The sequence below is a fragment of the Longimonas sp. genome (genome assembly GCF_046498435.1).
Lineage (GTDB): Bacteria > Bacteroidota > Rhodothermia > Rhodothermales > Salinibacteraceae > Longimonas.
Map to the genome: position 1 here is coordinate 1 of NZ_JAWOAR010000212.1, position 13391 is coordinate 13391.

Here is a 13391-nt window from a genome sequence, read left to right on the forward strand (position 1 = left end):
TTTTGAATAAGTAATTTAATTTTTCTTTATTTACTTTCGATCCATTTGTTAGAGCATATAAATTATATCCGTTATGTTTAGCAATATCAAATTTATTTAATAAATCTATGTCTAAAAATGGCTCGCCCATCCCAGATAAAGTTATTTCAGTTATTTGAGGAGCTTCAGTCTTTATTTTCTTTTACGACGTATGGCGCGGTTTGGCGCCAGGTGTGTCGAGCCTCCGTTAGGCTGCTTCTGGATCTGTGGGCGTGGCGGCCGGAGCACCGTCGCCTGCGGTTTGCGGGGTGGGCGCGCCGTCGCCGCGTGGTGCCCCCGGACGCCGAATGCTGGCGCGGTATTCGTCGAGTGTGAACGAGTCCACCTTCACGTACTGCGCCTTGGCGTCTTCGGCCCGCTGCACCAGGTCGTATTCGTCCTGACTGATGATGCCCTGGTCGAGCGCTTCGTCGAGCAGGGTCAGCGGACGCGCTTTCGGCAGGTCGCCGCTGCGGATCGCGTCCTTGATCGTCTGCCCGATGTGATACGCCTCGCGGCTCAGGTCGAACGCATGCTCCAGCTGGCCAATTGGGTCGGTCGGGTCGTTATTGGTGTAGACGCCCTCGGTGATCCACTCGCGCGCGCCGTCTTTCTGCTGGATGGCACGGGCAATGGTGTGGCCCAGGTCGTCCGACGGGTCGGAGCCGATGGTATTCAGCCGCGACCAGGGCGCTACAATGCCGCGCAGTGCCCACGTAAGTCCGGGCACTTTCAGGTTGGTGTACAGCCCTTCAAACGCCTCATCGATGCGGGCGAAGGCGTGCTGAAGCGCCCAGTGCATGAACGGCTCCTGCTCTTTGGGGCGTCCGTCGCGCTCAAATCGTGCGAGCGTGGCGGTGGCCATGTACATCCACGAAAGGACATCCGCAAAGCGACCGGTGATCTTCTCCTTACGCTTCAGTCCGCCGCCGAGGGTGCCCATGGCCACATCTGCCCAGAAGGCGAAGCTGGCTGAGGCCCACGCAAGCTTGCGATAGTACTTCGCGGAGGGTCCGCCAACCGGCGACGAAGCGAGGCGACCGCGTGTAAGGCTCAGGCCAAAGGCACGGAATCCGTTGCGTACTACGTGGCCGATGTGCGGCCAGAACGCGTTATCAAAGGCTTTCACGTCGCCTTCCATGAGTGCCTCGATCTCTTTGAGCGCGTACGGATGGCAGCGGATGGCGCCCTGACCGAAGATCATCATGGTGCGCGTGAGGATATTCGCCCCCTCCACGGTGATGCTGATGGGCACGCCGGTGTAGGCGTTGGCCATCAGGTTTTTCGGGCCCCGCGAGATGCCGTTTCCGGCGAGCACATCCATGGCGTCGTTCACCGCGTCGCGCTGAAGCTCGGTGAACTGGTACTTGGCAATCGCGGAGACAACCGATGGCTTCTCGCCGTTGTCGACTGCGCCGTTTGTGTACTGGCGGGCAGATTCGAGCAGATACGAGTAGCCCGACATGCGCGCCAGCGGCTCCTCGATGCCCTCGAACTTACCAATGGAGAGTCCGAACTGCTCGCGTACCGCAGCGTGTCCGCCAGCCACGCGGGTGCAGTACTTAACGCCACCTGTAGCCTGGGCGGGCAGCATGATGCCGCGTCCGGCTGAGAGCGCATCCATGAGCATGCCCCAGCCTTTGCCTGCACCATCTTTGCCACCGATGATCGCATCGATGGGAACGACGACGTCTTCGCCTTCGGTGGGGCAGTTGTAGAACGCAATGCCCAGCGGATCGTGGCGGCGGCCGAGCTTCACGCCGTCGAGGTCAGTCGGCACGAGCGCGCAGGTGATGCCGAGGTTTTCGCCTTTGCCGAGATAATTGTTGGGGTCGTGCAGCTTGAAGGCGAGGCCGAGCACCCCTGCAATGGCGGCCAGCGAGATATAGCGCTTCTTCCAGTTCAGGCGGATTTTTAGCTCGCCGTCGTCGTCGCGGAAGACCTCGCCGTTAGAGGTCATGGCGCCTGCGTCTGAGCCTGCGTTGGGTTCGGTGAGGGCGAAGGCTGGCAGCATCTCGCCGCTGGCCAGCTTCGGCAAGTAGTGGTCGCGCTGTTCTTGCGTGCCGTAGTGCAGGAGCAGTTCGGCGGGACCCAGCGAGTTGGGGACCATCACCGAAATGGAGAGCGGCAGCGAGCGGGTGCCCAGCTTTTCGACGACGGCGCTACGCGCTTCAGCGGAGAAGTCGAGTCCGCCGTAGGATTCGGGGATGAGCATCCCGAAAAAGCCTTTTTCTTTCAGATACGCCCAGGCCTCTTCGGTCAGATCGCCGCGCTGGTGAATCTCCCAGTCGTCGACCATGTCGCAGAGCTCGTCGACCGGGCCATTGAGGAAGGCGCGCTCCTTGTCGGACAGCTCGGTGACGGGCTGGTTGAGCGTGTTCTTGAGGTCGGGTTTGCCGGAGAAGAGCTCGCCATCCATCCACACCGTGCCGGCGTCGATAGCGGTTTGCTCGGTTTCAGAGATCGCCGGCAGAAATTGGAGCGCTTCCATTGTGCGCATGACGGCACCAGAGAGCAGGCGGCGTAGCGGCGGTACGTTAAAAAGCGCTACCAGCGCGAGGTACGGAATCCAGACCGCGAGTCCGGCTCCGGCTCCGTACAGGGCGGCGGCTCCGGCTACGGCCCACACCGCGAGTGGTGCGCCGGTAAACCCAAGGATAAATAGCACAAGCACCACACCGGCGCCCACGCCCCAGAGCGGAAGTTGAGCGAAGATATCGAATAGGGGGAGATCCATAAGAATCACCTGGGTGTGAATGAGCAGAGCAGCGGCAGCATGCCGTTGGCCTCACAAGAACAGCCAACAGGAAGCGACAGTGTGTCGCAGTTAACACCGTTAAGTTACAACCCTAACATACTTAACAGTGTTATGTTTTGCAAGAACTCCACTTTTTTACCGGGTGGTGGATTCACCTCGCAGGATGGGTCGGTCTTGACGATGCGGAGGGAGGGTCGTCTCTGATCGGGAGCAGATTCCTTTCCCCCGCGCGGCTGTGAGTTGGGCACGAGGCATGGTGCCGAGCGGCGGGCCGTAGCACTGCTGGAGCAGGTGGGATGCATGGTGCTGCGTCGACGTGGGGCGTGCTTGCTGCCTACATGGGCTTTCTTCTTTCTCCTATTTGCTTCTGCGTAAACCGAGCTATTCGGCAATATCGCCCCGCTGGTGGGCGGCGTAGACGGTGGTGAACTCGGCGCCCAGGAAGAAGATTTGTGCGGCGTAGTACATCCAGAGGAGCAGCGCGGCAAGGGCTCCGGCAGCTCCGTAGGCCGAGACGGCGGCGGTGCTTCCGAGATACCATCCGATGCCGCTGGTGCCCAGGCGAAGAAGCACGGCTGTTCCGATAGCGCCCATCCACACGTCGTGCCACTGCACATCGGCATCGGGAAGGACGCGGAAAAGCAGCGCGCAGAGTCCGGCAAGCACAACCAGCGTGCCGACTTGCTCCGCAAGGTATAGGCTCCACACACCGCCAAGGGTACCGGCCAATCCACTGAGCACCGTACTGAGCACGAGGCTGCCCACCAGGCCCACCCCCACAAGCAGCACCAGCAGCAGCGAGAGGAGGCGACTGCGTACGAAGCCGCTGATGCCGGTGTGTACGGAGGTGGCGTCCCAAATAGTGTTCATTGCGTCTTGCAGCCGGGCGAAGAAGACGGTGGCACCAACAAGGAGCAGCACGCTGCCTATTATCACTGCGATGGTGCCTTGCCCGTCAACCGAAGCCTTGCTGAGCATGTCTTGCACGAGCGTGCGTCCGGCAGGCCCAACGACGGATTCGACCTGATCGAGGAGTGCGGTTTGCGCCTGCATGGATTGTTTTCCATACACGAGACGCGCCACGGCCAGCGCCAACACCAGCAGCGGCGCCAGCGAGAAGATGGCGTAGTAGGCGAGGGCCGCTCCCAGGCGCTCGGCTTTATCGGCGCTGTACGCGTTCCAGGTGGCGACCAGGAGCGCACGGGCGGTGGATGCGGACATGACAGCGGGATACTCGGGATACTACGGGCGGCAGCACATGGGACAGGCGTTCCAACGTGGGGAGGCGTGCCACGTTCGGAGGTCGATTTTGGATTTGGGATTGTGGATTTTGGAGGTGCTCTTTGGTGTAGGGGAGGTGAGAGGATGGAGGGATGGAGGGATGCGAGTCCGCACTGGCGGACAGGAGGTGGGCCTTCATAGATGCATCGATCTGGGCGATGGGAATCGAGGCGCTGTGTTCTCCCATAAAGCCATACAACACGCCCCCATAACAAACCGCCTCACGCGTTGCAGCGCAGGGCGGCGGGAAGCAGAAGCGCGGCTTCCAGAAGGGGGCTTATGTCGAAGTGAACGCTCGTGCACAGGTCCCCACCTGATTCTGTACGCACAAGCACATCCTCATACCCGCGTACCTGGGGGACCGGACAGGTGGCGTCCGGTAGATGCAGAGGCGGGCAGGCCGCCATGCAAATGCGTGAACTGAAGTATGATGTCCAGGAAGCATATACATCCATGAACATGCCTCACAAATCAGGTATGGGGCGTTTGCGTGCTTGCGTTTGGGCGATGCAAGGTCGAAATTAACGCTTGTTGTTTCCGTAATGACTACGGCCGCATTCGATACTGCACTCACCCGCCGCATCCTCTATGAAAGTTTTGGCCTGGCCAGCATACGCCAACACTACGGGCAATCCGTACAATCGTCTCCTCAGCGATGCGCTGGAAAAGCAGGGCATTGACGTGCATGAGTTTACGCCCGAGCGCGCCCTGAAAGGCTCGTACGACCTGTGGCATGTGCACTGGCCCGACGATGTGCTCAGCTATCCTTCGGTGGCCCGCGCTGGGGGGATGATGATGGCCGAGCTTGCACTGATGGCCTGGGCGCGAGCACGGGGCATCCCGGTGGTGTGGACGGTCCACGATCTGGGCCCGCACGACAACTACCATCCGCTGCTGGAGCGCCTGTTTTGGACGGGCTTCATCCCGCAGGTCGATGGCTACATCAGCTTGAGTGCAACAGGACGCGAACTGGCGCGCACGCAGCATCCGCGGTTAGAGCGCGTGCCCTCGAAGGTGGTGCCCCATGGCCACTACCGAACGGCCTATCCGGATCCTGTACCGAGGGCGGAAGGGCGCGAGGCGTTGGGTATCGACGACGATGCGCCGGTAATCCTCTACATTGGCCGCATCCGCCCGTACAAAAATGTGGGGCGGCTCATTCGGGCCTTCAAGTCGATGGAGCATCCGCGGGCGCGCTTGCTTGTGGCCGGCAATCCGGTAGACGCAACGCTGCGCGAGTCGCTTCAGTACGCCGCTGCCTCAGACCCGCGCGTGCGGCTGGACCTGCGCTTCATTCCGACCGATCTGGTGTCCACGTATATGGCCGCTGCCGACCTGGTGGCGCTGCCGTACGACAACGTGCTGCACTCCGGAGCAGCGCTGCTGGCCCTCTCGTTTAACCGTCCGGTGATGGTGCCTGCCCGTGGTGCCATGCGCGAGTTGCAAGAGTATGTGGGCAGCAGCTGGGTGCACACCTTCGACGGACGCCTGCTGGCGTCGAAGCTCGATGCGGGGCTGCACTGGGCTACCGAAACGGACCGCCCCGACCAGGCTCCGCTCGATCTGTTTAGCTGGGATGTGCTGGCTGAGCGCACCATCGACCTGTATCAGCAGGTAGCAGATACGCGTGGGTGACGGCGGGGCGAATTTTCGAGATCAGACGCGCCCCCAACGAAAAGAGTCGTAGCGTACGGCGGCTAATTTCATAATCCTGCAAAGCCTCGCAACGAGGCAACATGTGTGGTCTGCAACTGCGGCACGTTCTCACGTTCCATGCGTGCAGCGCCGATACACAATAGTAACTGCTGCATATGTGATCTCATGGCTGAAAGCAATGCCTTAAAATACATTATCTTGCATCTCTGTGAAATGCTGCAGATCTTTGGGGTGGCTCTTCCCACTGTTTCGCGCAGCCCCCAGGCCCATGGATCGCATTTACAATCCGGTGCACAACGATACGGTTACCTTCCGCACAACCGCCAATGAATCGGACGGGGCAAAGACCGTGATTGAAATCGAACTGCCGCCTGGCGGGCGCGATGCCGAGCACTACCATGATGCCTTTACGGAACATGTGGAGGTACTTGAGGGAGCGCTTACGATTGGCATCGACGGGGCCACACGCACGCTGCGGCGCGGCAATCGCACCAGCGTAGGACGCGACGTACCGCACTTTTTCGAAAACCGAACGGATGAGCCGGTGCGATTTCGAGTGGAGATGCGTCCGGGCCACCGGGGGTTTGAACACATGCTACGCATCTTGTACGGCCTGGCACGCGATGGCGCAGTCAATGATGAGGGGCGGCCCACAAAACTTACACATAGCGCAGCGCTGACCGATTTGGGGGGCACGACCCGCACCGCTACGCCAACGCTGGTGCGGTGGGGCATGCAACTGCTGGCGCAGCTGCCACCTGTGCAGAAGACCCAGGCTGACTTAAAGGCGCGCTACGTGCCAGATACCGATGCGTGAACTGATGTATGATCCCCCCTCCGGTTGTAGCAGAGTTGGCGTGAACTGGCCCCGAGTCGTGTTCGGATTATGCCCAAAAGGCATGCTGGATGTGATCAATGTTGGGCTCGTCGCCCCGACGCAGCACAATAGCAACCACATCGAAGCGCGCGCTGGAGCGCTCCATGCGATGCTGGTGCAGATACGCCTCTGATACCTTTACGAGCTGCTCCTTTTTGGATTCAGTGACAGCCTCCTCAGGGGCGCCATAGCCGAGTCCCGAGCGCGTCTTCACCTCTACAAAGACCAGATCACCCGTTGGCTGAGCCGTTGGGTCGTAACAGATGAGGTCGACCTCGGCACGCTCAAACCGGTAATTACGCTCAATTATATGATAGCCCCGGTCTTCCAGATACGATGCCGCCAACGCTTCGCCACGCGCGCCCAGATCAGTGTTGCTGCTCATAAAAATGGAGGAGATTGAATACAACGAACGTTCGCTTGTCGAAAACGGCTGGTCAGCATGTGCTATGCTGTCGGTGAAACGCTATCTCATGTGGGGGAATCGCATGGTGCGCCGCTCGACCCAATCCGGCTGCGACATTGCGGTATCGGTCCTCGACGGAGCTCGGCGGAGCCTGCGGAGTGGACATCACGTGCCCTGCTATGACGACGCATTAGACGCTGAAGGGTGCGGTGCACCGTTTGGAGACGAGGGACTTCCGGATTGCGTGTCGTCATTCCCATCGTGGTCATGGGCATCGCGGGGTGGTGTGGACTGTGCAGCCACCATGCGCGCCATCTGCACCAGTTGCTCTAGGGTGTCGGTGTCGTTCCGTTGTACAAGCGGAAGCAGCACCTCCGAAACCGACTCAAATGCCTCAATAAGTTCGATGAGCGCATCCAGGCGCTCGTGCAGCATGTCGGTGCGTGCAGTAGACGCCGGGGTTCCTACATCGGGCAGCTCGGTGCGGTAGCCCTCCAGTTGGGTTCGTACCGGCTGAAGTTCGCGCCGCTGCCGCTCCTCAATGATGCGTGCTGTAATCCGCCACACATTGGTGTCGGCCTGGTAGTAATCCTTGCGAGAGTCGGGCATACGCATTTTGGAAACGAGCTGCCACTCGCAGAGCGACCGCAGGTTCATGTTCGCATTGCCGCGACTAATGTCCAGCGCCTCCATGATTTCGTCGGTATTCATGGGCGCATCCGCACAGAACAGACGGGCATGGATCTGCGCCATTGTACGGTTGATACCCCACTGCGAAGCCATTTCACCCCAGAACGCAACAAACGAAGCAACGGCGTCATCGTATGCATCAGAGGCAGAGGGAGACGACGAAACGGACATACTGAAACCAGCGCGTACATGAGCATGCTTGATGCTGTACGTATTCCCACGGCCTACCAGATGGTTCCGTCTGTAACCGGTCCGAGGCACAGCTTCTGTGCTGTTTCTGTACGCGAACTGACCAACGCGGCCCCCATCAAAGCGCCCGTGCCGCGCCTCTTCCGGCGTTCCTTCTTCCTATTTGCATACAAGTTTAGCCCCGTGCTGGCCTGGTCGGATGCACACGACGGTACTGTTTTGTACGTTAAGAATGGCCGGTTCAGTGCGCCTCCTTCCGTGGCCATCTTTCGATGACCGTCTTTGCTACTTCTATTGTACCCTGATTTCTACCGGATCCCGATTTATGATCACACTCACCACCGATTTTGGGACGCAAGACGCGTATGTATCTGCCATGAAGGGCGTCATGCTCTCTATTGCACCTGATGCACGCCTGGTCGATATTACGCATCACGTTAGCCCGCAAGATGTGATGGAGGCTGCGTTTGTACTGCAAGGAGCGGTGCCGCACTTTCCGGCAGGTACGGTGCACCTGGTGGTGGTAGATCCGGGTGTAGGGTCGGAGCGTCGGGCCATCGCACTGAAGCACAACGATCAGTGGTTTGTTGGCCCTGACAACGGCGTGTTCTCGCTGCTCCTCAATCAGGAAACGCCTGATACAATTGTTGAACTGGATAATCCGAACTTCTGGCGTACAGAAACCCCCAGTTCAACCTTCCACGGGCGGGATATCTTTGCTCCTGTAGCTGCTCACCTGGCCGCCGGAGCGTCGCTCCACGATGTGGGGACGCCTATCGACGCTATGTCGTCGCTCCGTTGGGCCTTGCCGATGGTGGTTCAGCACTCGGTAGAAGGCTGGATTGTGGACATCGACCGGTTTGGCAACTGCATCACCAACATCCAGCGCGATACGGTTGCCGAGGCGTTTCCGAACATCGATGCCGACCAGTTGGCTGCCCCAAACCCCAAGCAACCGCTTCCGCTAAAGTGCTACGTCGGTTCAACGATTCTGGATGCGCTTCACCCCACTTATGCCGCTGTCGCTGAGGGCGACCCGCTCATGCTTTTTGGAAGCAGCGACTTTCTGGAAATCGCGGTCAACAGTGGGCATGCCGCCGAGCTGCTCAACATCCGCAAGAGCGATGCGGTAAAGCTGTTGCCCAGTTCGCTGGAGCGCGCTACCGATCTGCCCTAAGCGGATCGTGCATAAGCTGACTCTGCGTAGCGTGGCTGCATCTGTGCCACGCAGCCTGCCTCATGCTGCCTTGTTCTTCGCTCTCTATGTCCGACTCCGACGCGCCCTCGATCCTTCAGCATCTAAACGCGGTGTACACCCTGGCGTGTACGCTGGTTGGTCCCGATCAGGCGCGCACCCTTACCACGCGTGTCTTTCAGCGGGCTGCCACCGTGCCGCCCCGCGACCGGCCCGCGAATCGCACGCTCTGGCTGATGGAGTGCACGCTGAAAGCCTACAGCGACCACAATGCGTCGGAGCATGCCGAGCCCGATCTGCGGGCGCACGCAGCACAAGCGCTGGTGCAAGATACGCTTCCGGCGGCCTGGGCTGCCTGCTCGCCACGCGATCGCACCCTCCTGGCTGCCCGCCTGGGGTTAGACCTTTCCTCCGAGGCGCTGGCCTCGTTGGTTGACCTCTCAGCCGAAGATCTGGAAACAGCGGTGCGCTCGGCCCGCTCATCGTTGCGTGCTTCGCTTCGCGACATGCTGGTAGGCCCGCAGCGCATGCTCGTTGATACGGCGTTTCCCGATGCACAACTCGATGACAGCATCCGCACCTTCCTGCGCGAGTCGTACGGTACGCCGCCGTCGGCGCTGCGCAAGCAGGTGGCACAAACGGTTCAGACCGAGCGGACGCCATCGGCCCAGACGCGCACGCAACGCACCGCCCGGCGGCGGCGGCAGTGGCTCAAGACCGGAGGCGTCATTGCCGGATTGCTTCTGCTTCTGGTGCTGGCATGGAGCGTGCGTACGCTCTGGCCTTCTCCTTCGGAGCCCGAATCCGAAACCACCGACCTGCTTACCTTCTCGGTTCAACACGTCGGGGCCGAGCAGACGCTCCTCGACACGGCATCGCCCGACAGCGTGCAGGCGTTCTGGACACGCGAACAAGAGGCGTCCCTATCTGTCCCGCGCATTGACCGTGCCGATTTGGAAGGCCTCGCGGCGCTGCCCATTGATGCAGATCCCATTCCCGTACTCCGCTACCGCGACGTTGATGCTCGGGCGCCGCTGTACGTGTTTGTATACTCGTACGCCCAACTCGACCGGCTCGAACCAAACGCAAAGCTGCCCCGCGCTATCCGACAAACCCTGGATTCCGAAGATACGTTTGTCGAGCAATCGGTGGGCGAGCGGTCTGTGCTGCTCTGGCGCGTGCGCGACCATGTCTATGTAGCTGTATTTGCCCCTGCTGCCCGCGACACGCGCCCCCAACGCATCGAACCATAAGTGACCTCGACAATGGTTTTGGGGATTGCCGGGTGGATGCCCCTCCATCCTACCCGTCCTCCCCGAGGAGGAAGGAACCGTGGAAGGCGTTCCTCAAATCCCCCTCAGAGGAGGGGGATTTAGGGAGAGGGATTCCGTAAAATCATATAGAGCACACACTTCTGTGAAACGTAGCACCGTACGAATGAGCGCGTGTATGAAGAACGTTGGGGCGCACATGATACCGATTTGAAACGCACAACCCCCCACTTCATACCTGTCTTTACTTAGTGCTCTGTCAACCCTCATTTTGATGGTTGCCTTGCAATCACCCTCCCACGAAGCCTGTCATGGTGAGCGCAGTCGAACCATCTCCTTGGTGTTTAGCAGGAACTTTTCGGGACGGCACGACACGCGTATCCATCTTGGTTTAACCCACAGAATGACCTGTGACAGAGCACTACTGCTGTGTCAAGGATAATTTTTCGGGTTGTGTGATAGTATGGAATCCCTCCCCCTAAATCCCCCTCCTCCGAGGGGGACTTGGGAAGGGGCACCTCACAGTTCCTTCCTCTCCGGGGAGGAAGGGTAGGATGGAGGGGGAAATACGCATCTGAACCCAACCTTTCAGGGTTGACAGAGCACTACCAGGCGCCAGCGCCATCTCTATTGGCACGTCTGGTACGCGTGAGTTCGCTACGCATGGGGACTGCCCATGGACACTGAGCAGCAGAGCGCCCCGACTGCTGGGCGTTGAGATGCTTCACTGCGTTCAGCATGACTTGTGTTGGGGGTTCGAGGGGCGTCGCCACCGCATCTCGCCACCGCATCTCGCCAGCGCATCCCGCCAGCGCGCCCCAACAAAAAAGTGCCCCCGGCCTGGTCCCCACCAAGGCGGCCGAGGGCACATACTGCCAGGCTGCGGAACAGAGGCAGCCACGATGTGCGGCAGACGAACGTGAAGCGAGAGATGGCACCACCGAGGCCGGACTCCAGCCGCTGAAGAGACTCCGCAAAGGAGCTTTCCAAACGGTTGTGAGCCGGGCGCCTCGTGTTGTGCAATCCCTTATTCGTCTGCCGCATGGATCCGTTTTCGGGGCCGAAGATCAGTGACCGACGCTGAATTCACCACCGGCGGGCCGACATTCAGGCGCGCGACCGCGCTAGGGCTCCTTAGGTTGAGTGCTATCCCTGCATCAAGCGGTGCAGGCTTCGCATCCCCCTAACGCAACCAACTGGTGACGCCTATGACCTGGACCATTGACCGCGCCCACTACCCGAAAGCCTCGGGCCGCTACACGGTAAGCGAACACGCCCAACAGCGTATGCGCCAGCGCGACATCGACCGCGCTACGATCCGCCGGGCGCTGCGCTACGGACGGGTGATTTACGCCCGGGGTGCGGCTCACTTTGTGCTCGGACGCAAGGAGGTGGAGCGCTACGACGCGGTGCGCCCCTCTGACAACGGGGTGCAGGTGGTGGCCACGCGCATCAAGAACGGCACGATCGTGACGCTCTACCGCAACCCCGACGAGCTGCCTCGGGCGTAGCATCCCTCTCGCGCATCCGACCCAACCCCCAAAGGGCCCTCCCGATTTCGGCAGGGCCCTTTTCAGATGCTATTGCATGGCACCCGTACGCTACAGTTTAATCGGCTTGCCGAGCACGTCGAACGGCCAGTTGTTGGCATCCGGATACGTGGCAGCAATCTGCAGATTGGGAGCCTGGCCGTGCCAGTCGTAGCTGCGCGGATCGCTCGACAGCCCTTCAATGTCGAGCAGGCGCTCGGTAAGCGGCGTGTCTTGGAGCCTACGGTGATATGCGCTGATGGCTTTGCTCACGTCGTTGGCACTGGTCCAGGGCTTGAAGGCATCGCTTCCGCACAGGGCTGCAATGGCACTGCGCTGCTTTTGCACGGACGAACGGCGAGCCTGGTGCGCGTCGGGCGCGTACATGGATGTGGCCGGTACGGCATCTACGGTCTGCGCGCGCTGTTCAGCAAACACCGCAAGCGTAGCAGCCGTCAGCGGTGTGAGGGCGCACTGCGCAAGCTGCCCCTCGGTCCCATACAGCACCAGGCGGGCACTTCCAGATTCCAACTCCAGCATCACGCGCTCTACGTCGCGCGCCGACAGGGCATGAGGTGTGAGCGTAGCGAGCAGGTCTTCGAGCCCCTGGGCGCGGTCTTTCATCTCTTGGATGATCTGCTCCTCGCTCAAAATAGACCGAAGCCGCGGAAACTCAATGTCGACCAGGTCGAGCATGCGCCGCCAGTTGGCCCCATGCTCCTTCGGGTTCGGATAGTAGAACTCACGGTCGCGCTCCAGGTCGGGGTCGTGCACCAGGATGTGCGTGAGGCGATCATTGGTGCGGGCGTAGACGCTGAATGCGGTCATAAGGTGCGCACCCATCGTTTTGCGCCCCCCAGCAATGGATCCCACCAGCTGATTCTCATCGGGCCGCGTGCGCTCTTCTACGAGGGCGTAACACACATTTGCAAAGCGCGTGTCGTCGCCCATGTCGCGAATGTCGTCGAGCGGGACGCCATTGGCCTGCGCTACATGGAAGTCAATTTCGACGGGCTCAGGCCGCTCCAGCACATCTTCCCAGAAGGGCGTCCAGCGGTCCTTGGCGGATTCAAAGGGCTCGCCAGTAAAGGGGTTGAGGCGGTCTTTGCCAAGCAGCAGCGCTTCGACAAAGGCTTGTCCTTGCCGCGTTGTGACCACATCCACCGATGCTGGGATGCGCTCGCGGTTGTAGTAGATCTCGAAGATGGTTTCGGTAACCACCGCCGGCGACATGCCCACGGCAATAATGAGGTTGTACGGACGCGCAACGGCCATGCGATAAGAGGATCGGGGAGTGGAAGCGAGATATCTTACTAAAGGATACCTACTTCGGCGTACAGGAGCAAGCGCTTTTTGATATGGGTCTTGACATAGGGATGCGCGCTGCGGGCCCTACAACAAAAAAAGCGGCAGCTCCACTGTAGAGCTCCCGCTTCCGCGCAAGCGGCTCTCTACAGTCCGCGCGGTGAGAACGGGCTGCCAAAGCCGCTGTTTCATCCAGTTACCGGAGAGATAGACCGT

The 13391-nt window shown here is 60.3% G+C and carries 11 protein-coding genes; 6 read left to right on the plus strand and 5 right to left on the minus strand.

Annotated features, from left to right (window positions below; genetic code table 11):
* Positions 1–226: 226 nt before the first annotated feature.
* On the minus strand, positions 227–2755 hold the full coding sequence (locus tag R6U20_RS07920) for an acyl-CoA dehydrogenase (RefSeq protein WP_410337320.1): 2529 nt from the start codon (positions 2753–2755) through the stop codon (positions 227–229).
* A gap of 402 nt (positions 2756–3157) precedes the next feature.
* Positions 3158–3997 carry a YihY/virulence factor BrkB family protein gene (locus R6U20_RS07925; RefSeq protein WP_410337321.1) on the minus strand — a complete coding sequence of 280 codons (840 nt, stop codon included), beginning with the start codon at positions 3995–3997 and terminating at the stop codon, positions 3158–3160.
* A gap of 648 nt (positions 3998–4645) precedes the next feature.
* On the opposite strand from R6U20_RS07925, the gene R6U20_RS07930 reads away from it, so the two are divergent.
* Together R6U20_RS07930 and R6U20_RS07935 are read left to right on the plus strand one after the other, a co-directional pair.
* A complete protein-coding gene (locus tag R6U20_RS07930) occupies positions 4646–5692 on the plus strand; it encodes a glycosyltransferase family 4 protein (protein WP_410337322.1) in 1047 nt (348 codons plus the stop codon).
* 289 nt (positions 5693–5981) lie between these two features.
* Positions 5982–6530, plus strand: coding sequence for a cupin domain-containing protein (locus tag R6U20_RS07935; RefSeq protein WP_410337323.1), 549 nt, complete (start codon positions 5982–5984; stop codon positions 6528–6530).
* Between the two features lie 67 nt (positions 6531–6597).
* Here the strand turns inward: R6U20_RS07935 and R6U20_RS07940 are convergent, their stop codons facing one another.
* Positions 6598–6975, minus strand: a complete 378-nt coding sequence (locus R6U20_RS07940; RefSeq protein ID WP_410337324.1) for a YraN family protein — start codon at positions 6973–6975, stop codon at positions 6598–6600.
* Between the two features lie 198 nt (positions 6976–7173).
* On the minus strand, positions 7174–7857 hold the full coding sequence (locus R6U20_RS07945; protein ID WP_410337325.1) for a GbsR/MarR family transcriptional regulator: 684 nt from the start codon (positions 7855–7857) through the stop codon (positions 7174–7176).
* Between the two features lie 24 nt (positions 7858–7881).
* Here R6U20_RS07945 and R6U20_RS07950 point away from each other — a divergent pair, with 24 nt between their 5' ends.
* The 4 genes from R6U20_RS07950 to R6U20_RS07965 all read left to right on the plus strand — a co-directional run bounded on the left by R6U20_RS07950 (position 7882) and on the right by R6U20_RS07965 (position 11852).
* The gene (locus tag R6U20_RS07950; protein ID WP_410337326.1) at positions 7882–8151 is read left to right on the plus strand and encodes a hypothetical protein; all 270 of its coding nucleotides are present in this window, start codon (positions 7882–7884) and stop codon (positions 8149–8151) included.
* A gap of 49 nt (positions 8152–8200) precedes the next feature.
* Positions 8201–9052: an S-adenosyl-l-methionine hydroxide adenosyltransferase family protein gene (locus R6U20_RS07955; protein ID WP_410337327.1), complete on the plus strand. Its 852-nt coding sequence runs from the start codon at positions 8201–8203 to the stop codon at positions 9050–9052.
* 86 nt (positions 9053–9138) lie between these two features.
* On the plus strand, positions 9139–10323 hold the full coding sequence (locus tag R6U20_RS07960) for a hypothetical protein (protein WP_410337328.1): 1185 nt from the start codon (positions 9139–9141) through the stop codon (positions 10321–10323).
* Between the two features lie 1226 nt (positions 10324–11549).
* Complete coding sequence (locus tag R6U20_RS07965; protein ID WP_410337329.1) at positions 11550–11852, plus strand: DUF4258 domain-containing protein; 303 nt, start codon at positions 11550–11552, stop codon at positions 11850–11852.
* A 90-nt stretch (positions 11853–11942) separates the two neighbouring features.
* Here R6U20_RS07965 and csm6 read toward each other — a convergent pair whose 3' ends face one another.
* Complete coding sequence (gene csm6 / locus R6U20_RS07970) at positions 11943–13145, minus strand: CRISPR-associated ring nuclease Csm6 (protein WP_410337330.1); 1203 nt, start codon at positions 13143–13145, stop codon at positions 11943–11945.
* Between the last annotated feature and the right edge of the window lie 246 nt (positions 13146–13391).

Bases quoted from the DNA above. Each gene is read 5' to 3' on its own strand.
- csm6 (WP_410337330.1), bottom strand. From the start codon at position 13,145: ATGGCCGTTGCGCGTCCGTACAACCTCATTATTGCCGTGGGCATGTCG.
- R6U20_RS07930 (WP_410337322.1), top strand. From the start codon at position 4,646: ATGAAAGTTTTGGCCTGGCCAGCATACGCCAACACTACGGGCAATCCG.
- R6U20_RS07965 (WP_410337329.1), top strand. From the start codon at position 11,550: ATGACCTGGACCATTGACCGCGCCCACTACCCGAAAGCCTCGGGCCGC.
- R6U20_RS07925 (WP_410337321.1), bottom strand. From the start codon at position 3,997: ATGTCCGCATCCACCGCCCGTGCGCTCCTGGTCGCCACCTGGAACGCG.
- R6U20_RS07955 (WP_410337327.1), top strand. From the start codon at position 8,201: ATGATCACACTCACCACCGATTTTGGGACGCAAGACGCGTATGTATCT.
- R6U20_RS07960 (WP_410337328.1), top strand. From the start codon at position 9,139: ATGTCCGACTCCGACGCGCCCTCGATCCTTCAGCATCTAAACGCGGTG.
- R6U20_RS07950 (WP_410337326.1), top strand. From the start codon at position 7,882: ATGCTTGATGCTGTACGTATTCCCACGGCCTACCAGATGGTTCCGTCT.
- R6U20_RS07935 (WP_410337323.1), top strand. From the start codon at position 5,982: ATGGATCGCATTTACAATCCGGTGCACAACGATACGGTTACCTTCCGC.
- R6U20_RS07945 (WP_410337325.1), bottom strand. From the start codon at position 7,857: ATGTCCGTTTCGTCGTCTCCCTCTGCCTCTGATGCATACGATGACGCC.
- R6U20_RS07940 (WP_410337324.1), bottom strand. From the start codon at position 6,975: ATGAGCAGCAACACTGATCTGGGCGCGCGTGGCGAAGCGTTGGCGGCA.
- R6U20_RS07920 (WP_410337320.1), bottom strand. From the start codon at position 2,755: ATGGATCTCCCCCTATTCGATATCTTCGCTCAACTTCCGCTCTGGGGC.